Origin of the sequence: Thioclava sp. NG1 (assembly GCF_003122275.1) — a bacterium.
GTDB lineage: Bacteria > Pseudomonadota > Alphaproteobacteria > Rhodobacterales > Rhodobacteraceae > Thioclava > Thioclava nitratireducens.
In genome coordinates this window covers 1-22,374 of sequence record NZ_QFBB01000017.1, presented here as the reverse complement: position 1 = coordinate 22,374, position 22,374 = coordinate 1, and the positions used below count along the sequence as shown (strand labels likewise).

At 58.9% G+C, this 22,374-nt stretch carries 22 protein-coding genes; 13 read left to right on the top strand and 9 right to left on the bottom strand.

What is annotated here, in order from left to right; translation table 11 throughout:
- Positions 1-76: 76 nt before the first annotated feature.
- The 11 genes from DEM26_RS19625 (at position 77) to DEM26_RS20920 (ending at position 10,370) form a co-directional block, all read left to right on the top strand.
- Positions 77-1,603, top strand: a complete 1,527-nt coding sequence (locus DEM26_RS19625; protein ID WP_109173242.1) for an ATPase domain-containing protein — start codon at positions 77-79, stop codon at positions 1,601-1,603.
- The gene (locus DEM26_RS19620) at positions 1,567-2,646 is read left to right on the top strand and encodes a sensor histidine kinase (protein ID WP_158275171.1); all 1,080 of its coding nucleotides are present in this window, start codon (positions 1,567-1,569) and stop codon (positions 2,644-2,646) included. The genes DEM26_RS19625 and DEM26_RS19620 overlap by 37 nt, the downstream gene beginning before the upstream one ends.
- A gap of 347 nt (positions 2,647-2,993) precedes the next feature.
- On the top strand, positions 2,994-3,875 hold the full coding sequence (locus DEM26_RS19615) for a LysR family transcriptional regulator (protein WP_075777411.1): 882 nt from the start codon (positions 2,994-2,996) through the stop codon (positions 3,873-3,875).
- A gap of 87 nt (positions 3,876-3,962) precedes the next feature.
- Entirely contained in the window at positions 3,963-4,778 is an 816-nt protein-coding gene (locus tag DEM26_RS19610; RefSeq protein WP_109173240.1) for a putative hydro-lyase, read from the top strand.
- A 44-nt stretch (positions 4,779-4,822) separates the two neighbouring features.
- Positions 4,823-5,866, top strand: a complete 1,044-nt coding sequence (locus DEM26_RS19605) for a TRAP transporter substrate-binding protein (RefSeq protein ID WP_088720639.1) — start codon at positions 4,823-4,825, stop codon at positions 5,864-5,866.
- An 11-nt stretch (positions 5,867-5,877) separates the two neighbouring features.
- Positions 5,878-6,429, top strand: a complete 552-nt coding sequence (locus DEM26_RS19600; RefSeq protein ID WP_075777414.1) for a TRAP transporter small permease subunit — start codon at positions 5,878-5,880, stop codon at positions 6,427-6,429.
- Positions 6,426-7,709, top strand: coding sequence for a TRAP transporter large permease (locus tag DEM26_RS19595; protein ID WP_109173239.1), 1,284 nt, complete (start codon positions 6,426-6,428; stop codon positions 7,707-7,709). Before DEM26_RS19600 ends, DEM26_RS19595 begins: the two co-directional genes overlap by 4 nt.
- Before the next feature lie 11 nt (positions 7,710-7,720).
- Positions 7,721-8,395 (top strand): DUF2848 domain-containing protein, encoded by a 675-nt coding sequence (locus DEM26_RS19590; protein WP_109173238.1) that lies wholly within the window; start codon positions 7,721-7,723, stop codon positions 8,393-8,395.
- A complete protein-coding gene (locus DEM26_RS19585) occupies positions 8,392-9,654 on the top strand; it encodes an amidase family protein (RefSeq protein WP_109173237.1) in 1,263 nt (420 codons plus the stop codon). The genes DEM26_RS19590 and DEM26_RS19585 overlap by 4 nt, the downstream gene beginning before the upstream one ends.
- A 138-nt stretch (positions 9,655-9,792) precedes the next feature.
- Positions 9,793-10,161, top strand: coding sequence for a carboxyltransferase domain-containing protein (locus tag DEM26_RS20925; protein WP_146194504.1), 369 nt, complete (start codon positions 9,793-9,795; stop codon positions 10,159-10,161).
- Positions 10,162-10,196: 35 nt separating this feature from the next.
- Complete coding sequence (locus DEM26_RS20920) at positions 10,197-10,370, top strand: integrase core domain-containing protein (RefSeq protein ID WP_088720658.1); 174 nt, start codon at positions 10,197-10,199, stop codon at positions 10,368-10,370.
- 148 nt (positions 10,371-10,518) lie between these two features.
- On the opposite strand, the gene DEM26_RS20275 is transcribed toward DEM26_RS20920, so the two are convergent.
- The 5 genes from DEM26_RS20275 to DEM26_RS19555 form a co-directional block, all read right to left on the bottom strand.
- Positions 10,519-11,421, bottom strand: coding sequence for a hypothetical protein (locus DEM26_RS20275; protein ID WP_146194503.1), 903 nt, complete (start codon positions 11,419-11,421; stop codon positions 10,519-10,521).
- A 44-nt stretch (positions 11,422-11,465) separates the two neighbouring features.
- Positions 11,466-12,257, bottom strand: a complete 792-nt coding sequence (locus tag DEM26_RS19570; RefSeq protein ID WP_109173235.1) for a glycosyltransferase family 25 protein — start codon at positions 12,255-12,257, stop codon at positions 11,466-11,468.
- Positions 12,247-13,284, bottom strand: coding sequence for a glycosyltransferase (locus DEM26_RS19565; protein ID WP_146194502.1), 1,038 nt, complete (start codon positions 13,282-13,284; stop codon positions 12,247-12,249). Before DEM26_RS19565 ends, DEM26_RS19570 begins: the two co-directional genes overlap by 11 nt.
- Positions 13,285-13,969: 685 nt before the next feature.
- On the bottom strand, positions 13,970-14,692 hold the full coding sequence (locus DEM26_RS20270; protein WP_146194501.1) for a hypothetical protein: 723 nt from the start codon (positions 14,690-14,692) through the stop codon (positions 13,970-13,972).
- A 94-nt stretch (positions 14,693-14,786) separates the two neighbouring features.
- The gene (locus tag DEM26_RS19555; RefSeq protein WP_109173233.1) at positions 14,787-15,605 is read right to left on the bottom strand and encodes a polysaccharide pyruvyl transferase family protein; all 819 of its coding nucleotides are present in this window, start codon (positions 15,603-15,605) and stop codon (positions 14,787-14,789) included.
- Between the two features lie 559 nt (positions 15,606-16,164).
- Here DEM26_RS19555 and DEM26_RS19550 point away from each other — a divergent pair.
- Positions 16,165-17,433, top strand: a complete 1,269-nt coding sequence (locus DEM26_RS19550; RefSeq protein ID WP_109173232.1) for a DUF6538 domain-containing protein — start codon at positions 16,165-16,167, stop codon at positions 17,431-17,433.
- 13 nt (positions 17,434-17,446) lie between these two features.
- Here the strand turns inward: DEM26_RS19550 and DEM26_RS19545 are convergent, their stop codons facing one another.
- Entirely contained in the window at positions 17,447-17,701 is a 255-nt protein-coding gene (locus DEM26_RS19545) for a helix-turn-helix domain-containing protein (RefSeq protein WP_369907876.1), read from the bottom strand.
- Positions 17,702-17,777: 76 nt separating this feature from the next.
- Here DEM26_RS19545 and DEM26_RS19540 point away from each other — a divergent pair, with 76 nt between their 5' ends.
- A complete protein-coding gene (locus DEM26_RS19540; RefSeq protein ID WP_146194500.1) occupies positions 17,778-18,428 on the top strand; it encodes a hypothetical protein in 651 nt (216 codons plus the stop codon).
- Positions 18,429-18,609: 181 nt separating this feature from the next.
- On the opposite strand, the gene DEM26_RS19535 is transcribed toward DEM26_RS19540, so the two are convergent.
- Genes DEM26_RS19535 through gmd form a run of 3 tightly spaced genes read right to left on the bottom strand, consistent with a single transcriptional unit; the run spans position 18,610 to position 22,163 of the window.
- Positions 18,610-20,058 carry a mannose-1-phosphate guanylyltransferase/mannose-6-phosphate isomerase gene (locus DEM26_RS19535; protein ID WP_109173230.1) on the bottom strand — a complete coding sequence of 483 codons (1,449 nt, stop codon included), beginning with the start codon at positions 20,056-20,058 and terminating at the stop codon, positions 18,610-18,612.
- A 9-nt stretch (positions 20,059-20,067) separates the two neighbouring features.
- Positions 20,068-21,039, bottom strand: a complete 972-nt coding sequence (fcl, locus tag DEM26_RS19530) for a GDP-L-fucose synthase (protein ID WP_109173229.1) — start codon at positions 21,037-21,039, stop codon at positions 20,068-20,070.
- 8 nt (positions 21,040-21,047) lie between these two features.
- On the bottom strand, positions 21,048-22,163 hold the full coding sequence (gene gmd / locus DEM26_RS19525; protein ID WP_109173228.1) for a GDP-mannose 4,6-dehydratase: 1,116 nt from the start codon (positions 22,161-22,163) through the stop codon (positions 21,048-21,050).
- Positions 22,164-22,374 lie beyond the last annotated feature (211 nt).

Sequence of the window (22,374 nt, the reverse complement as noted above, 5' to 3'; positions counted from 1 at the left end):
GTGTCAGCTTGTGGAGTGGAAGGCTCTGGCGGCGGGACTGATCCTGTCGTGAAACCGGCCATGATGAAGCAGGAAAATGGACCTGATCAGGAAAGATCGGCTCCATGAAAGCGGTAAAGTGGTTGATCAAGCTGCCAGGGCGTCTACGGGGGTTGACGGTCTCGACGAAGTTCTGAGGGAAGGCTACCCCGCTGGGCGGATCATGCTCGTCGAGGGGGCTCCCGGCACCGGCAAGACCACCCTCGCGCTACATTTCCTTGCCGAAGGGGTTGCCGACGGGAAGCGCGCGCTCTTTATCAGAGTGGCGCAATCCCGGCCTGAAATCGAGATGATCGCGAAGTCCCACGGGTTCGATCTGTCCGGCGTCAAGGTCTACACGCCCGAACTCGGCGGAGGCGAGCGGAGCATCTCGGTCGAGAGCGACGAGGCCGATCTTGTCGAATTGACGGAGGGGGTGCGCGGCGAACTTGAAAACTCCGACCCCGAAATTGTCGTGTTCGACTCCCTGCTGGAGTTGCGAATGCTTTCCTCGACCGATTCAGCTTACCGGCGCGAGCTTCTCACACTCCGCAGCGACTTGCGCGAGCGCGGTTGCACGGCGTTGCTGATTGACCATCTCGATCATCCGGATGGGGAACGTCACGCCGAGGGCGTGGTCCACGGCGTCATCAAACTCGACAGCACGACGCCGCCCATCGGGATCACCCAGCGGCGGCTGACAATCGTCAAACTGCGCGGTGCCCCGTTCCGGGAGGGCTGGCATGATTTCCGCATTAACACCGGCGGTCTCGAGGTTTTCCCGCGTGTCATCCCGCATGAGGCGCAACCTGCCACCCTTGAGGACCGGCTTGAGCCGCCGCACGAACCGCTCGCTCAGCTTCTGGGCGGCGGGCTGGAATTCGGCACCACCACGCTGATCTCGGGTCAGTCGGGCACCGGCAAGTCGACCATCGCCACCCTGTTGGCGCGCGCGGCATCCGAACGTGGACTGCTTGCGGCCATGTTCCTTTTCGAGGAGCGCCCCGAAGTGCTGCGCAACCGCTCCGCAGGTGTCGGGCTTGAGGTGGAGGGTTACGAGGACACCGGCCACCTCAGGTTACGCCACTTCGATCCCGCCGAGGTCTCACCGGGCGAGTTCGCCAATGCGGTGCTGAGCGCTGTGGATGATGGCGCCCGCGTCGTGGTCATCGATAGTCTCAGCGGTTACCTCGAGGCACTGCCGGAGCGCAGCCATGTGATGACACATATGCAGGCATTGCTGCAGTATCTCACCCGGCGCGAGGTGCTGGTCATCATCACCATGACCCAACACGGCCTGCTTGGCGAACCGCCAAGGACGACCATCGATGCCAGCTTTCTCGCCGATTCCATTATCCTTCTGCGCCAATACGAGGCGCACTCGGAAATCCGACGGTCCATCGCCGTGCTCAAAAAAACGTCACAGCGAACACCGGCGCAATATCGAACAACTGATCATCCGGTCCGGCGCTGTGGAAATCATTCCCTTGTCCGAGGAAGCCGAGCAGCGTGCCAGAGATGCATCCGATCTCAGCGCAGAGTGAAGCGATGTCCGAGCCCTGTTCCGAGATGCAGCCGGTCCTGATCCTCGCGCCGCTCAAGGACGATGCTCGAGCCCTGGCGCGGGTTGTCGAGCGGTGCGGCTTTACCGTCCGAACCTGCATCACCGCGCGCGCCTTCGTCGCCGCCTTAAATGCGCAGGACCCTGATGGCGTTCTTTTTGTCGTCATTAGCCAGGAGGGCGCGGGCCGTGAGACCGGTGAGGCTCTGAACGCCACTTTCGCGGCCGAACCCGCGTGGGCGCGGCTGCCGTCGGTGTTTCTTCTCAGTCAGATCAGCCGCCTTCCGCCCGCGATTCAGATCATCAACCGCAAGGAAAACGGGCCTCCGCCGATACTTCTCGAGCGCCCGGTCAAGGCCGCCGTGTTGCAAAGCGTCTTCGAAGCTCAGGCCGAAGCGCGTCAGCGGCAGTTCGAGACCCGCAACCTGATCGATCGGCTTTACCAGGAGGAGGAACGGGGCCGCTTTCTGCTCAGCGAGCTACGCCACCGAACGCGCAACAGCCTGTCGGTTCTGCAGTCGCTATTCTCAATGACGGTGCGCCGCGCCGCCGATCTCGAAAGCTTTTCGAAGACCTTTTCGGGCCGGCTCCGCGCGCTCACCGATGCGCATGTCAAACTCGCGCAGGAAGGGACCACGGCCCGTCCGCTCGATGCCTTGGTGAAAGATCACGTGACGCCCTACATCAGCGCTGCCGGACAACTTGTGACCGAGGGGCCTGCGGTGCTCGTGGCTGAAAAGCCCTCCTTCGACCTTGCGCTGGTGATCCATGAACTGGCCACCAATGCGGCTAAATACGGTGCGCTCTCGATCCCCGACGGTCGGGTCGCGGTGCGCTGGCGCGTGGTTCCGGACAGCGGAGCGCTCGCGTTCTCCTGGGAGGAGCGTGATGGTCCGCCGGTCGAGCCGCCCTCGCGTCAGGGGCTCGGCACTCAGGTCATCGAAAATTTCCAGCGCGGTGAGGCAGAGACCGAACTGCGTCACGATCCCGACGGGGTCATTTGGCATGCCAAACTCAGCCCCCGCCACTTCACACTTTTGAGCGAAACCGTTCGGGTTGACGATTAGGGGCGAGCGCCCCCCTCAGGCCGTCGCGGAGTATCTGATGACACGGTGACGCAGTTCGTCGCGCCGATGACACCGAACTGTGCGCACTCTTCGTGCTGCGGACCTTCGTGGCTCGCTCAACGAATGAAGGCTAGCCGCCAAGAAACGGCATGTGACCCGATTTAGCCACCAGCTCGATCAGCGGACTGCTAGTGCGCGTGACACCGCGCGCTGCCAATGCACCACCGAGATTTATCGCGAGACCCCTCACCACTGACCGAAATCCGCGAGATTAGCGGGTCGCCTGCTGACACGCGTTCGACCGATGCGCTTGACAGTCGCGCCAGGGCACCGCTTAGCATCGCGTCATGTTCGGTTTTCGCGACATCGAGATCATCCGCTCCGTGGTGCGCTACGGCGGCTTCCGCGCGGCGTCCGATGCTACGGGACTCGCGCAATCGGCGATTTCGCGGCGGATCCGGCATCTCGAGGACCGAATGGGGATCACCATCTTCGAGCGCGACGGACGCGGCGTGCGGCTCAGCGCGACGGGGCGGCGGCTTGTCGACGAGGCGGAGGTTCTGATCGCGCAGCGCGATCGGATCCTGAGTGAGCTGACCCATGGCGTGATGGCGGGGGTCGTGCGGCTCGGCGTAGCGGAGACGATGACCCACACGATCCTGCCCCGGATGCTGACGTCGTTGCGGCAGGATCACCCGCTGCTGCGCTTCGAGATTTCGGTCGATACATCGGACCAGATGGGGCAGGCGCTGCGCGACGATGCGCTCGACGTGGTGATCATGCTGCGCGATCAGGCGCCCCGGGGGATCGCGCTGACGCCGCTGCCGCCGGTCACGATGGGCTGGTTCGTCTCTCCTGCGCATTTCACCCTGCCGCAGCCTGCGGAGATCGATGACCTGACCGCCTTGCCGATCGTGTCCTTCCCGAAGACGACGAGCCCGCACCGGCAGGTGATCGAGACCCTCAGCCCCGGGCGGCGCAAGCCCGCGACTGTGCATGGATCGGCCTCGCTGGCGACGGTGCTGCACTTGGTGCAACAGGGATTCGGGATTGGCACGATTCCGCACTCCATCGTCGAGGCGTGGCCGCACGCGATGCTGCGTGAGATCGACGTCACCCCCGAGGCGCGCCTGCCGTCATTGGAGTTCGTGATCTGCTATGATGCTGAACGCAATGAGGAAATCGGTCGTGCCGTGACGCAGGCGGCGGTAGCAGCCGGGCGGGAATGATCCTGTGAGAGCATCAATAATGAAGAAAATTGAACTATTGATCTAATCGGTCGTGGCGCGGGATCATCATCCAAACCGGAGGACCAGATGAACGCACCGAAATCCGTGATCGCTTCGCCAGCCGCCTTGCGTGCCGAAATTCGCGCTGGGCGGTTCACCGCGCCGACGGCCGGACAGGGGGGCGAGGCGCTGCAGGCGAACCTGGTCATGCTGCGCGGAACCGATGCGGCGGAATTCCTTCGCTACTGTCAGGCCAACCCGCGCCCCTGTCCTCTGCTGGCTGTGGGCGAGCCGGGCGATCCGTCGCTCCCCAGCCTCGGCGATATAGATCTGCGCCATGATGTGCCGCGCTACCGGGTCTGGCGCGACGGCGAATTGGTGGGCGAGCCGAGCGACATTGCCGATCTGTGGACCGAGGACATGGTCTCCTTCGCGCTGGGCTGCTCGTTCAGTTTCGAGGATGCGCTGATCCGCGCGGGGCTTCCGGTGCGCCACATCACCGCCGATCGTAACGTGCCGATGTATCGCACCTCGTTGCCCACGCGCCCCGCAGGGCAGTTCTCGGGACCGCTGGTCGTGAGCATGCGGGCGATGCCTGCGGCGGACGCGATCGAGGCGATCTCGATCTGCCAGCGGTTCCCGCTCGCCCATGGCGCGCCGGTGCATCTGGGCGATCCGAGCCAAATCGGGATCGCGGATATCGACGCGCCCGATTATGGTGATCCGCCTGTTATCGAGCCCGGCGATATCCCCGTCTTCTGGGCCTGTGGCGTTACCCCGCAAGCCGCGATCGTGACCGCGAAACCGGGGCTCGCGATCACCCACGCGCCGGGCCACATGCTGGTCACGGACATCCCTGCAAGCCACGCGGAACGGCGTCTGACGGGAGTCCATCCGGTCTGACGCGCCGACCGAAAACCAAAAGAAAACCCAACAGGAGTTAAACAATGAAAAAGATCATGATGACCGCGATGACGGCCGCGCTGCTGGCCGGGCCCGCCCTCGCCGAGGAACAGCTTGCCGTGGTCGGGAGCTGGTCGAGCCTGCCGCTCTACAAGCAGTTCACCACGCCGTTCTGGACCGAGGAACTGCCGAAGCTGACCAATGGCGATTTCTCGGCCCAGCTGACCAGCTTCGACCAGATGGGGATCGCCGGCGGCGACGTCTACCGGATGCTGGGCGATGGCGTGTTCGACGTGGGCCAGACGGTCGCCGATTACACCGTGGGCGATGCGCCCGAGCTGGAAGGGCTCGACGTGCCGCTGGTCGCAACGACCGCCGACGAGGCCAAGGCGATGGTCGATGCGGCCCGCCCGATGGTCGTCGACATCATGCATGACCGCTTCAACTCCGAGCTTCTGGGCATCGCGCCCTATCCGCCGCAGGTCGTGTTCTGCAAAGGCGAGATCAATTCGCTCGCCGATCTCAAGGGCAAGAAGGTGCGCGGCTCGGGTCGAATGACCACCAAGCTTCTCGAGGCGCTTGGTGCAGAGGGCGTTAACATCGCCTTCTCCGAAGTTCCCGGTTCGTTGCAGCGTGGCGTGATCGATTGTGCCGTCACGGGAGCAGGTTCGGGCTATTCGGCCGGCTGGTGGGAAGTGTCCGACCATCTCATGACCTTGCCGCTGGGTGGCTGGGATCCGGTCGTGATCGCGATGAACAAGGATCGTTACGACGAACTGTCCCCCGAGATGCAGACCGAGCTGAAGGATGCGGTGAAAACCGGTCTGGAGGACAAGGCCTGGGCCGCGGCGGAAGGCGGTCTCGCCAATGACATCGCCTGCCTCACGGGCGACGGTGAGTGCAAGTCGGGCGATCCGGCGTCTATGACGCTGGTCGAGGCGACCGATGCCGATATGAAGACCGCCCGTGACGCGCTCGAGAAGCAGGTGTTGCCCGATTGGGCCGAGCGTGCCGGTCCGGAATGGGCCAAGCGCTGGAACGATACCGTCGGCAAGACCGTGGGCGTGACCGTCCCGGTCGCGAACTGAGAGCGCCCGACGTGAAATTCCTCACAACATTGGAAGGCGCGCTCAGGCGCGCCAACCGCCTCGTCGCGCTGATCCTTGGTGCGGCGCTGGTGGCGACCGTGCTCTTCGTTCTGGTCGACGTGGTCGGTCGCAAGACCGGCTGGGGCAGCCTGGGCGGCTCCGACGAGATTTCCGGCTACGTGATGGCCGCGGTCGCCAGCTGGGGGCTTGGCTGCGCGCTTCTCGACCGCGCCCATGTGCGGATCGACCTGATCCGTCAACGGCTTGCGCCGGTGGGGCAAGGACTGATGGACCTGTTCGCGATGATCGTCACCAACGGGGTCGTCCTGCTGATCGCCTGGTATTGCTGGCCGGTCCTGCAAAAGACGATCGAGCGCGGCTCGCGCGCCAATACGCCCCTTGAAACCCCGCTGTGGATTCCGCAGGGCATCTGGTTCGCGGGCTGGGCGTGGTTCGCGCTCAGCGCCACCGCCCTGAGCCTGATCGGCATTGCCTATCTCGCCTCCGGGCACCGCACGGAACTGGCCAATGCGATCGGCCTCGGATCGGAGCTTGACCAATGATCTGGACCGTCGCTTTCTCTCTTCTGGGGCTGATGGCCCTGTCGATCCCCGTTGGCATCGTGCTGTTCATCCTCGGCATCGGTGTGGGTGAGTTCTATTCCGCATTCCCGCTGCTGCGCGGGCTGGGGCAGGTGATCTGGTCGGCCTCCTCCTCCTCGACCCTGATCGCGATTCCGCTCTTCGTGCTCCTGGGCGAAATCCTCGTCCGGGGCGGCGTGGCCGCGCGCACCTATGCTGCGCTCGACAAATGGCTGAGCTGGCTGCCCGGCGGGCTGATCCACGCCAATATCGCCACCGCGACGATGTTCTCGGCCACCTCGGGCTCGTCGGTCGCGACCGCCGCCACCGTGGCGACCGTCGCGATGCCGCAGGCCGACAAGCTGGGCTATGATCCGAAGCTGTTTTCAGGCGCGATCGCCGCGGGCGGCACCTTGGGCATTCTGATCCCGCCCTCGATCAACCTGATCGTCTACGGCTTCCTTACCGAGACCTCGATCCCGCAGCTTTTTTCCGCCGGGCTTCTGCCGGGCCTCCTGATGGCGCTTGCATTCGTCGTCGTCACCGCGCTGATCTGCCGGGCGCGCCCCGCGCTTGGCGGCCCGTCGCGCAGCTTCACCTGGGGTGAGCGCCTTCGCAGCCTGATCCAGCTGATCCCGATCATCATTCTCTTCACCGTCGTCATCGGCTCGATCTACACGGGCTGGGCGACGCCCACGGAATCCGCGGCCATCGGCGTGGTGATCGCGAGCCTCATCGCAATCACGCTGGGCAACGGGCTGGGACTCGCGACCATCGGCGAGGCCCTGCATGGCACGATCCGGATTTCGGCGATGATCATGCTGGTGATCACCGGCGCCTATTTCCTGAACTTCGCGATGACCTCCGCCGGGCTCGGGCGACAACTGACCGACCTGCTGGAAAACACCGGTCTGCCGCCGCTTGGCACGCTGTTGCTCGTGGTTCTGCTCTATCTCGTGCTGGGCTTCTTCATCGAGACGCTTTCGCTGATGGTCGCGACGATCCCGATCATCGTGCCGATCATCGCGGGTCTGGGCTATGACAAGGTCTGGTTCGGTGTGCTGATGATCGTGCTGATCGAGATGGCGCTGATCACGCCGCCGGTCGGTCTCAACCTCTTCGTGGTGCAGAGCACACGCGGCAAGGGCTCGATGAACGAGGTGATCCTCGGCGTCATTCCTTACGTGCTGGTGATGCTCGCGATGATTGCATTGCTGATTGCGGTTCCCGGGCTCGCGCTCTGGCTGCCGTCCATTCTCTGACAGGAGTTCCCATGACCCTCAATTTTCGCGCTGAAGGTGCGCCGCTTTCGCTGGACCTCTCGCATCTCATCGTCGCTGGCTGGACCGGGCGCGACGCCGATGCCATCGCCCACCACATCGAGGAACTGGCGGCGCTTGGGGTCCCCGCGCCTTCGGCCACACCGCTTTACTATCGCGTGGCGGCGCAGCTTCTGATGCAAGCCCCGGTGCTTGAGGCGGTGGGGAACGAGACTTCGGGCGAGGTCGAGCCGCTGATTGTCGCTGTCGAGGGCCGCACCTATCTCGGGTTGGCCTCGGACCATACTGACCGCGCGCTTGAAGCGCATTCGGTGGCGCTGTCGAAACAGGTCTGCGCCAAGCCCTGCGCGTCCGAGCTGTGGTCGTGGGAGAGTGTCTCCGACCACCTCGAAGAGATCGTGCTGCGCAGCTGGATCGAAGAGGGGGGCGAGTGGGTGCCGTATCAGGAAGGCACGCTCGCCGCGATCCGCCCTCTGACCGATCTGATTGCGGGTGCCGGTCTTGCCGATCTGGCCGATGACGGCCCTGTCGCGATGCTCTGCGGCACGTTCGGCGCGAAGGGAGGGGTGCGTCCGGCGACCCGTTTTCGTATGCAGATGGAAGATCCGCGCAACGGGCGCGCGATCACCCATGAATACGAGACGCGCAATCTGCCGGAGGTCGCATGACATCACCATTTCTCATCAAGGTCGAAACTGCCATCTCCAAGGTCGAGGCTTTGCCAGAGTCGGAGCGACGCGCGATCTTCACCGAGTTCGCCCCGGCGCGCATCCGTGCCGAGGCGGAGGCGCTAGAGGCGCGTCACGAAGCGGGCGAGGAGATGCCGCTTTTTGGCACGCTGGTTTCGGTGAAAGATCTCTATGACGAGGCCCGGCAGGTCACGAGCGCAGGCTCGCGTCTGATGCAGGACCGCGCGCCGGCAGAGGCGGATGCGGTCTCGGTCGCGCGGCTCAAGGCGGCGGGGGCGCTGATGTTCGGGCGGTCTTCGATGTCCGAATTCGCCTATTCCGGGGTGGGTCTCAACCCGCATCACGGCACCCCCTCGGGCGCGCTGGTGGCGGGCGGGATGCCCGGAGGCTCAAGCTCGGGCGCGGCGGTCTGCGTGGGCCTCGGGATCACCGATGCCGCGATCGGCACGGATACCGGCGGCTCGCTGCGCATCCCGGCGGCGGCGAACGGCATCTGGGGCTATAAGCCCAGCCAAGGGCTCATCGACGATACCGGGGTGCATCCGCTCGCCCCGACCTATGACGTGGCGGGGCCGATGGCGCGCGATCTTGGCTTGCTGCGGCAGATGGTGGATGTGATGGCTGACGCGCCGCTTTCCGCGGCAGAAGACGGCCCGCTGCGCTTCGTGGTGCCCGAAGGCGCCTTCACCAATGGTCTGTCCGACGAGGTCGCGGCGCTGTTCGAGGCGGAGAAAGCCCGGATCGCGGGTCTGGGCCACGAGATCGTGCCGGTCGACATGACGGAAATCGCAAAGGCGGTCGTGCTCAACAAAATTATCGTCGCCGTCGAAGCGCTCGAGATTTACCGCGACGATTTGGAAAAGCTCGAAGTGGTGGGTGATCCGCGCGTGCTGTCGCGCATCCGTTTCGCGCTCACGCTTACGCCTGAGGAAATCGAGAAAGCCTATGCCGCGCGCGCTGATATCGTCACGCTTTTCGAACGGCTGATGGAGCCTTTCGATGCGCTGCTCGCGCCCACGCTGATGCGCCTGCCGCCCAGCATTGCCGAGGTCGAAGCCGAATTCGACCGCCTCAATGTCGAGATGCTGCGTAACACCTCGTTGATCAACCTCGTGGATGGCTGCGCGATCGCGATGCCGACGCCAGGCTTGGATCCGGCCTATTCGATGACGATGCTGGCAGCACCGAAAGGGGCGGATGCGCGTGTGCTTGCCATCGCGGAGAAGGTGGCGGGATGAGTGAGGCACTCCACGCGTCGTTTCGCGGGCCGGCTGGAGGCTGACCTGCCCTGGGGGGCGTGGAAATCGCTGCGGCGCGGGTCTCCGTTCTGCTGCGCTTCGATCCGCTGGGTGTAGACCGCGAGCAGCTAGGGGTCGTTGAAGCGGCTCGCAGATGAGATCGCGCAGGGTCCGCTGGAAATGCCGGACCCCGCCCGGCGTTGGACGATCCCGGTCGCTTTTGAGGGCGACGACCGCCCGCAACTAAGAGATTTCGCAAGGGCGACGGGCCAGAGCGAAGCTGCGGCGATCCGAGAGAATTGCGACAGCGGCCTGAGGGGGCTCACCATCGGTTTCGCTCCTGGCCAGCCGTTTATCGGGCTGCTTGTCAGAGGGGGGGGCAATTTGTTCTTGTTGATCCAAGAAGGTTTCATGGCGATTTCCTGTGGAGATCTCGCTTCAAAGATGTTCGGTCCCGTGCTTTTATCGGCTGGAGGACTGCGACGAATGACGACACGTAGCCCGTAGAACCCACGGACACACCGTCTTCCTCGAAAGCTTCGATAGTCGGCTATGCATGCCTTGGCGCTCAACGGTTCACGAGCATTGCGGATGCTGCGGAAAAGCTGGAGGAACGGCGTAGACACTACAACGATGATCTACCCCATAGCGCCATCGGATATAACATCCCGAGCGCACTGCATTTTTCTGATTGCGCAACAAGCCCGCCGTCGTGACAGTGGCCAGAAATTCCGACGCCCGGCGGTCCAGAGGAGGAAGGCAGAGCAACATCAACCCGGCTCCCGCCGCTTATGGATGAAATATCCGCGAACGTTAGTCATGTAAGTCAAATAATCAAAAAAGTCTAACCACTATCCGCAACAGTTAACTGTTAATCGCCCTCACCAACGGAAGCGAAGCAACCGCTCTAACTAAAAGGCTTCTTTCAGATTTTTCCTTCGATAAACGTCGCTCGCCGGCTCTAAAGTTTCTTAAATTAATGAATTCTTCATTGTTCATTTCGCGAATTTCAAGTGGCGCGGTCAAGTCCCTTATCTGATCAGAAGTTGCGCACCATTTTCTTATAGGCATCCAATAAAATTTGTACTCTTTACGGTCACTAGGAAGAAACCAAGCGTCAGGCCGTTGCGCAGGATTGAACATACCGTAGACAGGGAAGTGAATCGATCTGGCTTCAGAGAGCCAGGCAGCAAGCCAAGAGAATGTGCTCACGCTAATAACGAGATGCTTCGCCAGTCTGAGAGATGTAAAATCTTCCAAAATTCCTTGCGAGGCAATAAATTTAGCATTGGGGAAATTGTCTATAAGTAACTTGGAGTAATAATCAGAGCCAATTTGACCTAAGAATACGGCATTGAGGCCAGATTCTTCTAAAACTCTCTTGTAAAAATGAAGTGGCATCGGGCCATAGTCTTCGTGAACATTGCTCAATATTTCCCCTCCCCTAACGTTTATTATTATCTCGTCCTCGCGTGGGCGGTAGGCAGTGTTACTGTGCCGCGAAAAATAGTCATGATGAAGGCTTTGGGGGCCGAGTGATGAAACGTCGAGTGGTACTCTTCTTATTTTGGCGCAATGCAGGAGGCCTCTTTTATATAACCCCGCAATAAACTGCACGTCGGGGTCAGATTGACGCAGCGATGGTACAAAGCTTGGAAGTCTCATCGCGCCAACCTGAGACAATTCCCAGACGGGCATGTTGTAGCCAATGATTTCAAGTGCAGGAAAATGGTTCTGCAGATTCCTGGCAAACATGAGTTGAAGCATTTGATTTCCTAAATTGCCGCGTGGCATTATTAGGAGTTTGGGCATTATGGTTTCGCCTTGTTGATCGCGATTTTATTTTTGCTGGTCCGCCATGAGAAGCATGCGAATAAAGCTCTAAACTTTTCGCGAAGAATTCTCCTCTGTTTTAAAATAAAATACAGGCGACTCCGATTCTGCGCTGAACGGCGCGTCGACAGATTCATTGCTTCAATATCGCTTGAGGCGCCCGACGTCGAGATTAACGGTGGCGCGATGGAAAACGCTCTGTTGGTGCCGCTGAACAAGAATCTCAGGAAGTTATCAAATGGCATGTAGATTGGTTCTTCTTGGGACAAGAATTCGAGTGCGCCGCGGCGCGTCCAGATAATCCCTGTAGCCAGCATGGGGAAGCGGTGTGCGCACTTTAATTTTCGCCCCATGACGTCACAAAAGTCTGTGCTGTATTTGAAATCCGTCGCGCCTATATTAATTGCAAAAATGTCATCTCGAAGATGGTGCAAAGTAGAGCATACTTCCTCAACTGTACTTACAAAATCGGACGCCGGAACCGCGTCATCTTCGAGAACAACCACGTAGTCGAAAGTGGAAGCGATGAAATGTTGTAAAGCTTTCTTATGACTAAGGTAGCAGCCAACCTCTCCGGGTTGTATGCTTCTGCCCATCTCTTTCCTACACCGCTCGTCGTCAGTAAACTGATCGATACCAAGGCAAGATCCATCCACTCCAGGTATACGCTCAACTTTGCATGAAAAGGGGCTGAATTTATTTGAAAACTCGGCAAACCGATTTTGGCTTTTGTCGAGATTTATAACGTAAAATGCAATTTTAGGAGACATGAGGTTTCCCTCTGAATATGTCTATATAAGCATCGACCACGGCTTCCTTGGAAAAGAACTCAGAAAGCCGTAGGGTTGCGTTTTTCACAAAACTCTCGGCGGCTAGTTTGTTGGTTCGTATGAATTCAATTGCCTCAGCGATCTGAGCATCGTCGTCGATGTCAGTTAATATACCATCCACCTGATCTCGCATGTACCAACTTGGTCCCTCTGAGCGAGTTGAGATCGTGGGGATACGCATTTCCCAAGCTTCGAGAAGAGCATTGCCTAAAGGCTCGTGGCGCGATGGCATTACGAACACGTCGGCTAGTGCTATGTAATTCATCGGCTCGTCGACCCAACCCAAAAAAACAACACGCTGACTGATGCCAAGTTCGGCTGCAATAGCCTCAAGTCGCGCCCTTTCTTCACCGTCTCCCATTAACCAGAGAGTACAGTTTTCCAATCTAGCTACTGCTTTAATAAGTACGTCGAACCCCTTTCTGGCTACGAGACGGCCGCTTGCTGCGATTACGAAGTCATTCTTGCTTGTCCTCTTTATGTTTAAATGCGACATGGATGGGGAAGCTTCCCGCGTAAAGTTTGAAACTGTCACCACAGGTTTCGTCCAGCCTAGCTCTATGCATCGGTTCGAAATTCCAGGTAAGTTGCCAACCAAAATATCGCATTTTTGGAAGTGCTTCAGATTTGCAGGGAAATCCCCCATGCGTGCCAGTTTTACAGTGTTAGGCCATCTGTGGATGAGCCGCCCCGCGCGCGGCATCCACGCCATAACTGCGTTTGGCTTCCATCGTCTGACGAGCATCTCAGCCTGTAGATGAGCAAGTAACGTCAACGGTGATAAATTACTGAAATTATTTCTATAAACTGGACCAAGCGCAGCGACGTCACCATCCCATGAGCGGTTCGGCCGGATGAAGAACTGTTGCTCAACACCGCGTTCGTGTAGGGCTCTTGCAAGGTTCACGAAAAAGCGTTCCGCCCCCCCCTCTTTACCAAAGTGAAAGTGAACAACGCGTAGTGACACTCAGGCGGCTCCCGAAAATTTGATTATATCTTAGATGTTAGAACTTTTCGCGCAGAGAGTCTACAACGAGTCGGTAAAAGTGGTCTGCTACCGGACGTAAATTCCATATGTTTTATCCAATCGACAAAATCGGTGCACTTCAGCATGCCTTCCCGGTTTCGGCTGATCTGATACCCGGAAACTGGACCGTTTGAAGGTGCAGTTTACCGCTACGCTTCCTTGGCTGAAAGTAGAGTGGAAGCGCATGAAGGCGAGTAAATTTGCGGACGCCCAGGAGGTATTCATTTTGAAATAAGGCGAGGAAGGCACGCCGGTCGCGGAAAATTGTCGGAAGGCAGCGGCCAGCCAGGCGACCTAGTTGAGTTAGAAAAAATACGCGGGCCTTCTACCTGACGAGATGCGCCGACAGAGCCGGCTAGAGGATGAGAAAGCTACACTGCAGACGCTGTCAATCGACCGCTTTCATGCAAAAGAAATTCAATAGCTCGCGAATACTATGGGGGCCGCGCACCAGACGTAATAATCCGAGCAGGAATGTTTCCACAAATCCGAACGACCCAGTGGGCTTGAAGGCTATGGATCCAACCCTGATCACAAAGTCTTTCCCGACCGAAATAACATAGGGTAGAACTTAGTATCTATGGCATTGTGTATGATCTAAATTAAAGTACCATTGGATATGAAATCATATTTCTTCCCAAGTAGAGACGCCTTCTACAATGCGCTTCTTTAATCCTCTTTTGTTCAACCAATCACGGCCCAAGTCTCGAACGATGGCCTTTTGGCCTGGAGCCTGTAAAGGATGATTTAAAAAGTTTCTCGTAAACTCACCTAGATCAGTTCCCGACTCATAAAGCTGTTTTTCAGGGTCTTTCTCAGGGTCCATTCGATCGGCGCACGCCTTGGCGAAATTCGTCTTAATAAATGACGGCGATGTGCCGAATAACGGGCGACTGGTGTCTACCTTCTTGAATATTTTGAGGCCAAACGTTTTGCGCCAGCTGGTCCGGAACGAATATTTCTTTGGTAGATAGAGCTTGTCCCTACTCGCTAGTTGAACTTGGACAACGTTATTTCTTAACCTATGGGTAATATCTTCCGGATTTATTGGATGCAAAAAATCCCAATCATCCTCCATATGAAGGAAGAAATCGGTCTGAGGTTGTTTCCAGAGGTATTTAACTGCAGCGCCAAACGACGCTACCTCTGGACGGGTAACTCTTACTAAAGGAAAGCTTTCGTAAAGCATCTCCTCGCATTTGTCGCCATCCTCGACGTTGCCACAAAATGGATCAATATTGGCATAGACAGTTCCGACTTGAAAATTGCATAAGACCTTCGCCCGAAGAGCGGCGAGTGTCTGAGAAAGCAAATCAGGACGACGACCACATACAAAAGTTATATCCAAACTAGCCTCCCATCAAAGTAACCACGGTCTCAGGAAAGTCTGTAGAATCGCATAGTAGGATGAAGATTTTTGTGGCAGAAGTTGATAACTCATCTCATCGAAATGGAAAAGATGAAATTAACCTATCAATACATTCTCGACTCGGTGGTGCGGCGGCAAATTCAGAATGCGGAATACCTTCGTTCAGAACCTTCCCAAATGTTATAGGATTGTTTAAGGGCAGACATCTCTGCGCTGCATAATCTCTGAACTTGAACCCATCGCCTTTTATTCGGTTGTCTGCCGACATCCAGATTGACGGCACATTGTAAGCATCAGCAACAATAATTCCGTGGAGGCTGCTGGATATAATCATATCGCAGGAGGATATCGCACTGCAAATGTCACCTGGTTTTTGAAGGAGATTAATTATGGACCAGTTTTTCGGCAAATAGCTTTCGTAGCTATCACGGAAAGTCTTCCAAGTGGCGAAATGGGGAATAACTCCGACCTCGTATCGTGGAGTATTTTTCGCGGGAAAAATTAAAGGCAGAAGAAGCGCAGGATCACCAAGCGAAAGTTCCCCGGCCTCAACGCGTTCGGCAGTCAGTGGACCTCTGACAGCATGAAGCTTCAGTCTTTGAGGCCAAATTGCATGCGAAGACGAGTCCATAAAACCTGATCCCCAAACATGTAGAGTCCTCCATGGGCGACGCGACCGGACCGGCACTCGATTAACAGACTTTCGTCTTTGGTAAGCATCTAAAATACTTCCGACGCCAAGCAGCTGTGCCCTGCTATGCTTGACGTAATTTACTTTAAGGTTAAAAAGCCCCCGCAATAGATCTTCCATTAGATTATCGCCGAAGTTTTCCGCACCTTTCCCAAAATGCGAGCTAACGGAAGCAGCGAACACATTAATCGATCTTGACATTAGCAATACTCTAGAAGCCCAATATATTATCGGCGATCATTACACGAGTCCTCTAAACTCAAATGTTGATTCTTGTGGCGTATCCATGCCGTAGATCGTACCGAAGTATCCCCGTCAGCGCCAGCACCTGCCCGCCAAAAGTCCGCGGTGGGGCGCGCCCTCCCTAAGCCAAGTTCCACATCACGCTCGCTCATTGCCGCTCGCTCACCAGCGATAGTTGTCCGGTTCGAATTCAACGCCGTGCTCCTACCATGATGCTCGGCAATGCTTCTCGCTGAAGATTGGCATCCGAGAAGCCCAGAACATAGATAACCTGCGCCGCTATCATGCACGAACTCGCACGCTCTGCGACGAACGACGGAACGGAGCATCATGGATTAGGCGCGTGCAAACTATTTTGGTTGATGGTGGAATTCCTCTCCGACATATTTCTGCCGACCGTCGGGCGTCGTTTTGAAGTAATTCAATAAAAACAAATATTTGTATCGAATTCACTTCCATAAGCAAGACTTTCGTGCTACACATAATGATACACAAGGCTCTTTCCCGGAGGTGTGCAATGAACATCACCAAGCGCGGCGAAATTTGGCATCTGCGTCGGCGGGTTCCCAAAGGGTATGCCTCGGTCGATCCGCGACGCGAAGTGGTGATCAGCCTTCGGACGGGGTCTGAGACATTGGCGCGAGAGAAGGCCCCGGTGCTCTGGGCCGAGCAGGTCGAGGTCTGGGAGGCGATGCTCGATGGCGACACGGAAGACGCGGAGGCGCGGTTCGCTGCGGCCAAGCGGTTTGCGAAGGCGCGAGGCTACCGGTTTCTCGATGCGCGCAAGGTGGCGCGCCTGCCTGTGGAAGAGCTGCTCGCGCGTATCGATCTGGTTGCCAGTGACGAGATGCGCGATCCGCTCGGGGCGGACTCCCTTCTGGGTGGGGCGGAGCTGCCGCTGATCACGGTGTCGCGGGCGCTAGAGCTGTTCTGGGGGCTCGCACGCGACAAAACTTTGGGCAAGAGTGCGGACCAGGTGCGACGGTGGCGTTACCCACATATCAAGGCGGTGCAGAATTTCGTTTCGGTTGTCGGGGACAAGCCGCTTGATGATCTGACACGCGATGATTTCCTTGATTTTCGCGACTGGTGGGCAGAACGGATGGCGTGCGAAGGATTCACGGCAAATTCCGCGAACAAGGATCTGACGCATCTCAGCGCAGTCTTGAAGCGCGTGAACCGTGACAAGCGGCTCGGGCTCGAGCTGCCGCTCGAAGATCTTGGCTTCCGGCAGGGGAAAGCGGCGCGGAGACCTTCCTTCTCGGACGACTGGGTGCGGGATCGATTGCTGGCCCCCGGTGCGCTCGATGGGCTGGAGCCGCAGGCGCGGGCAATCCTGCTGGTGATGGTGAATACCGGGCTGCGTCCGAGTGAAATCGCAGCGCTGAGGCCTGAGGAGATCCGGCTCGGCGATCCGATCCCGCATTTGCTGCTGCAGCCGATCGGGCGTGTCCTGAAGACGCAGAATGCCGAGCGGGTGATGCCGCTGCACGGGGTGTCGCTCGATGCGATGAGAGCGTTCCCGGATGGGTTTTCGCGTTATCGCGAGAGCTCGGCCACGCTGAGTGCCGCTGTGAATACCTATCTGCGGGATGCTGATCTCCTCGAGAGCGATAGGCATTCTCTCTACAGTCTGCGGCATGCATTCGAGGACCGGATGCTTGCTGCTGAGATCGATGAGCGGATCCGGCGCGACATCATGGGGCATGCCCTGGGGCGCGAGCGCTATGGGGAGGGTGGCCGGTTGGCGACGATCTCGAAACTGCTCGAACCGATCGCATTCTGAGCCGAGTGAGCGATCAGCTCCGCAGTTTCATCTTGAGCAGATTAGCGGGGTCGATATCGAGTGCCTGCGCGAGCCGCCAGACGTTGTCGATGGAGATATTCTGCTCGCTACGCTCCACGGCGCTCAAATAGGTTCTGTTGAGGCCAGACTCGAGCGCAAGACGTTCCTGCGACCATCCGCGCTCTGCGCGCAGTGATCTGAGGTTGATCGCGAGCGTGTCGCGCAGAGGGCTTTTCGGCGTTCGCTTCACCCCCTTGCAATCGCGCAATGTTGGTTTTAACTCTACCTGTTATAAGAGACATTCGTATGCTCGCTCATACATCTTTGCAAAGGGACCCAGCTCGATGGCCGCACCTGAAATCGACCCTAGTTTTCTGCTCCTTTCCGATCGAGAGATGTATGTTCATCGTGATCTCAGTCTTGCAGGATCACTCGGCGATGGGTTTGTCTATCGCCGTATCAAGAACATGCTTGCGGACCCCTTGCTACGTCCGCTCCTCGAGCTGTTGGAGAATGGTGCGACGAGCTACGCAGGCGCGCTCAAACTTAAAGGGCGCGGTTTCCTCGAGACGCGGTCGATGATCGCGCGGCGAGGCCCGTTCAAGGAAGACGAGTTTCAGTATGTTCTGCTGACGGATGAGGCTTGCAGCTATGCCCATCGCTGGCTCTTCGGGAGAGCGGAGGGGCCTGAGCCGGATCTCGATCCGGCGGAGTCCCTGCTGAAGGCTATTCGGCGCTATCTCGTTGTCGACGCCGGTTCTGGTATCGTGGTGGGACGTGACGTGCTGGAGGTGGCGATCGATCTCGACGACATGAACGTCTTAGGCCGCCTGACGCATCTGGACTACGGGCTTCGTCAACTTTCGGATCCTGGTTTCAGTGACCCGGTTTCCGAGGCGGATTGGATGGAAGCTCGCGCGTATTGGTCCGGGTCGGATAGTGCCGATCGAGTTGGGGCTGCTATAGTATCCTTCGACTCGTCCGAACTCACGTAAGTGTTCTCGTGAGGGGGGAGCATCCTCAGAAAGAGTGTCAGTTTTTCTTTCGTTCTGTGGTGACGCGATAGAAAGATATTCCAACAAAAAAGCCGCGACTATGATGGTCGCGGCTCTTGCTTTTTTCGCTGAGGAATTTCAAGGCGTTGGTGCTGCCTTGTCCTCGGAAGCGGCGTCACCGTTACCCCTTCGCGCCCTGCCCACGCGCATAGACATCCTCGTAGCGGATGATGTCGTCCTCGCCGAGATAGCTGCCGGTCTGAACTTCGATCAGCGTGAGCGGAACCTTTCCCGGGTTCTCCATCCGGTGGACGGCGCCGAGGGGGATGTAGACGGATTGGTTCTCGGTCACGAGTTTCACCTCGTCATCAATGGTCACCTTAGCGGTGCCCTCGACAACGATCCAGTGTTCGGCGCGATGATGATGGCTTTGCAGGCTTAGTGCCGCGCCGGGGTGGACGTGGATCCGCTTCACCTGAAAGCGCTGACCGACGACGAGGCTCTCATACCATCCCCAAGGGCGGAAGTCGCGGGGCAGGGTCTCTGCTTGGGCGGCGCCCTTGGCCTTCAGCTCGGCGACAGCTTTCTTCACGTCCTGTGCGCGGTCCTTATGGGCGACGAGGACGGCATCGGGCATGGCGACCGCGATGATGTCTTCCAGCCCGATCCCGACAAGTTCCTGTGCGTTATCCGTTGAATGCAGAAGTGTATCGCGACAGTCGACCGCGGTGGCCGGGCCGGTCGCTACGATGCCGTGCTCGTCCGGGTTCTGCTCGCGCCAGACTGCCTGCCAGTCGCCGAGATCTGACCACGCGCCGCCATATGGCACGACGGTCAGGTTGTCCGCGCGCTCCATCACGGCGTAGTCGATCGAGATGTCTTCGAGCTTCGCCCAGGGCTCGGGCGCAAGCCGGGTGAAGGCGAGATCGTGTTCGGCGGCGTAGACGGCCGCCTTGGCCTGCGCGAGCGTCTCGGGGGCGTGCTTTGCGAAGGCGTCGAGGATCGCCGAGGTGGAGAAGAGGAAGATGCCGGCGTTCCAGAGATGCATGCCACCCTCGAGCAGCGTCTCGGCTTTCGCCAGATCGGGCTTCTCGACGAAGGATTTCAGCGGTTGCGGGGTAGCGGAGAAATCCGAGTCCGGGGCTTCGCTCAGTTCGAGCCAGCCATAGCCGGTCTCGGGTCGATCGGGGCGGATGCCGAAGGTGACCAGTTGGCCTGCCTCAGCTGCCGGGGCGGCGGCCTCGACCGCTGCACGGAAGCGCCCAGGATCGGGGATGACGTGATCAGAGGGCGCTACGAGCATCAGTGCGCCGGGCTCGCGGGTCTCGAGGACGAGAGCGCCCGCACAAATAGCCGCAGCGGTGTTGCGAGCGGACGGCTCGATCAGAATATCGGCGGGTGCGATTTCGAGTGCGGCCAGTTGCTCGATCACCACGAAGCGGAAATCCGAGCCGGTGATCACCGAAGGTGCTGCGAAGCCTTTCCCAGCGAGCCGTTTGGCCGAGGCCTGGAACAGGCTCTCCTCGCCCATCAGGTTGACGAATTGCTTGGGGTAGCTCTTGCGCGAGAGCGGCCAGAGCCGTGTGCCGGAGCCGCCGCAGAGGAGGACGGGGTGGATCGTCGTGCTCATAAATCCCTCTTAGGTTCTGGCGGTGTCGTAGTTTGCGAGGAACCAGCGATAGGTCTCGGCGATCCCGTCTTCGAGGCCGATGCGCGCCTGCCAACCCATCGATTTCAGACGGCTGACATCCATCAGCTTGCGCATTGTGCCGTCGGGCTTCGACGGGTCGGTCGCGATCCGGCCCTCGAAGCCGGTCACTTTCGCGACCATCTCCGCGAGCTCCAGGATCGAGACGTCGCTGCCGGAGCCCACGTTGATATGGCTCAGCATCGGATCGGTGTTCGTGTCGTAGTCAGGTTTCGTCAGGTCGAGCACGAAGAGCGAGGCTTCGGCCATGTCGTCGACATGCAGGAATTCACGCCGTGGCGTGCCGGTGCCCCAGATCGTGACCTCTTCCAGCCCGTCGCGCGCTGCTTCATGGAAGCGCCGGATCAGCGCGGGGAGCACGTGGCTGTTCTCGGGATGGAAGTTGTCGCCCGGCCCGTAGAGGTTCGTGGGCATGACCGAGCGGTAGTCCACGCCATGCTGCCGGTTGTAGCTCTCGCAGAGCTTGATGCCTGCGATCTTCGCGATGGCATAGGGCTCGTTGGTGGGTTCGAGCGGGCCGGTCAGCAGGGCATCCTCCGCCATCGGTTGCGGGGCGGCCTTCGGGTAGATGCAGGACGAGCCGAGCTGGAGAAGCTTCGTGACCCCGGCGGCAAAAGCCTGGTGGATCACATTGGCCTCGATCATCAGGTTCTCGTAGATGAAGTCCGCCGGATAGGTGTTGTTCGCGTGGATCCCACCGACCTTGGCGGCGGAGAGGATCACAACGTCGAGTTTCTCGGTTTGCATGAACTCACGCACCGCCGCCTGATCGGACAGGTCGAGTTCAGAATGCGTGCGGGTGATCAGCTCCAGCGCCTCGCCACTGGTTTGACGCGCCTCCAGCTGGCGCAGGATCGCGCCGCCCACCATCCCGCGATGGCCTGCGATATAGATCGTTGTCATGGCGCGCCTCATTCCACCGAAACCGGCAGGTCCAGCCCGTGCTCTTTCAGCAGCGCGTAGCGCCGCGCGGCCTTGTGGTCCTCGGCTACCATCTCGGCACACATTTCCTGCGCGGTGATCTCGGGCACCCAGCCGAGCTTTTCCTTGGCTTTTGTCGGGTCACCCAGCAGCGTGTCCACCTCGGCGGGACGGAAGTAACGCGGATCGATCCGCATAACGACATCGCCGGGCTTCAAAGCGGGTGCCTTGTCGCCCGTGATCGATGCAACCGTGGCAGTCTCTTCGATCCCGGAGCCCGAGAACTCCAGGTCGATCCCAAGCTCGCGCGCGCTCCAGGTGATGAATTCGCGCACGGAATATTGCTTGCCGGTAGCGATCACGAAATCCTCTGGCGTGTCCTGCTGCAGCATCATCCACTGCATCCGGACGTAGTCCTTGGCGTGGCCCCAGTCGCGCAAAGAGTCGATGTTGCCCATGTAGAGGCAGGGCTCGAGTCCCATGGCGATGTTCGAAAGACCACGGGTGATCTTGCGCGTCACAAAGGTTTCGCCCCGGCGGGGAGACTCGTGATTAAACAAGATCCCGTTACAGGCATACATCCCATAGGCCTCGCGATAGTTCACCGCGATCCAGTAGGCATAGAGTTTGGCGACCGCGTAAGGTGAGCGCGGGTGGAAGGGGGTGGTCTCTCTTTGCGGTGTTTCTTGGACGAGACCGTAGAGTTCGGAGGTCGAAGCCTGATAGAATCGCGTCTTCTTCTCAAGCCCCAGAAACCGGATCGCCTCCAGCAGTCGTAGCGTGCCGATCGCATCGATGTCGGCGGTGTATTCGGGGGCTTCAAACGAGACCGCGACGTGCGACTGTGCGCCGAGGTTGTAGACTTCGTCCGGCTCGATATCGCTGATCAAACGCGTGAGGTTGGAGGTGTCCGACAGGTCGCCATAATACAGCTTCATCTGGGCGTGATTGCTGTGCGGATCCTCGTAGATGTGGTCGATCCGCTGCGTGTTGAAGAGAGAAGCGCGGCGCTTGATTCCGTGAACCTGGTAACCTTTCTCGAGGAGAAACTCGGCGAGGTAGGAGCCGTCTTGGCCGGTGATGCCTGTGATCAGCGCTTTCTTCATGAACTTTCCTTGGAAATTATAAAAGGGAGTAGACGCCAATTGGCGCGGATCTTCGTGGCAATTGAGTTGGTCGGGAACGTATGACTACGCATTCGTGCAAATCAAGTCCAACAATGTTTGTCAGAGACAGCCTCAGTGAGAAAACGCAGCTGATCTGATCCCCGGAAACTGGACCGTTTGAAGCTGGAGTTTTCCGCTACGCTTCCTTGGC

Bases quoted from the DNA above. Each gene is read 5' to 3' on its own strand.
- DEM26_RS19625 (WP_109173242.1), top strand. From the start codon at position 77: ATGGACCTGATCAGGAAAGATCGGCTCCATGAAAGCGGTAAAGTGGTT.
- DEM26_RS19620 (WP_158275171.1), top strand. From the start codon at position 1,567: ATGTCCGAGCCCTGTTCCGAGATGCAGCCGGTCCTGATCCTCGCGCCG.
- DEM26_RS19615 (WP_075777411.1), top strand. From the start codon at position 2,994: ATGTTCGGTTTTCGCGACATCGAGATCATCCGCTCCGTGGTGCGCTAC.
- DEM26_RS19610 (WP_109173240.1), top strand. From the start codon at position 3,963: ATGAACGCACCGAAATCCGTGATCGCTTCGCCAGCCGCCTTGCGTGCC.
- DEM26_RS19605 (WP_088720639.1), top strand. From the start codon at position 4,823: ATGAAAAAGATCATGATGACCGCGATGACGGCCGCGCTGCTGGCCGGG.
- DEM26_RS19595 (WP_109173239.1), top strand. From the start codon at position 6,426: ATGATCTGGACCGTCGCTTTCTCTCTTCTGGGGCTGATGGCCCTGTCG.
- DEM26_RS19590 (WP_109173238.1), top strand. From the start codon at position 7,721: ATGACCCTCAATTTTCGCGCTGAAGGTGCGCCGCTTTCGCTGGACCTC.
- DEM26_RS19585 (WP_109173237.1), top strand. From the start codon at position 8,392: ATGACATCACCATTTCTCATCAAGGTCGAAACTGCCATCTCCAAGGTC.
- DEM26_RS20275 (WP_146194503.1), bottom strand. From the start codon at position 11,421: ATGCTTCAACTCATGTTTGCCAGGAATCTGCAGAACCATTTTCCTGCA.
- DEM26_RS19570 (WP_109173235.1), bottom strand. From the start codon at position 12,257: ATGTCTCCTAAAATTGCATTTTACGTTATAAATCTCGACAAAAGCCAA.
- DEM26_RS19555 (WP_109173233.1), bottom strand. From the start codon at position 15,605: ATGTCAAGATCGATTAATGTGTTCGCTGCTTCCGTTAGCTCGCATTTT.
- DEM26_RS19550 (WP_109173232.1), top strand. From the start codon at position 16,165: ATGAACATCACCAAGCGCGGCGAAATTTGGCATCTGCGTCGGCGGGTT.
- DEM26_RS19540 (WP_146194500.1), top strand. From the start codon at position 17,778: ATGGCCGCACCTGAAATCGACCCTAGTTTTCTGCTCCTTTCCGATCGA.
- DEM26_RS19535 (WP_109173230.1), bottom strand. From the start codon at position 20,058: ATGAGCACGACGATCCACCCCGTCCTCCTCTGCGGCGGCTCCGGCACA.
- fcl (WP_109173229.1), bottom strand. From the start codon at position 21,039: ATGACAACGATCTATATCGCAGGCCATCGCGGGATGGTGGGCGGCGCG.
- gmd (WP_109173228.1), bottom strand. From the start codon at position 22,163: ATGAAGAAAGCGCTGATCACAGGCATCACCGGCCAAGACGGCTCCTAC.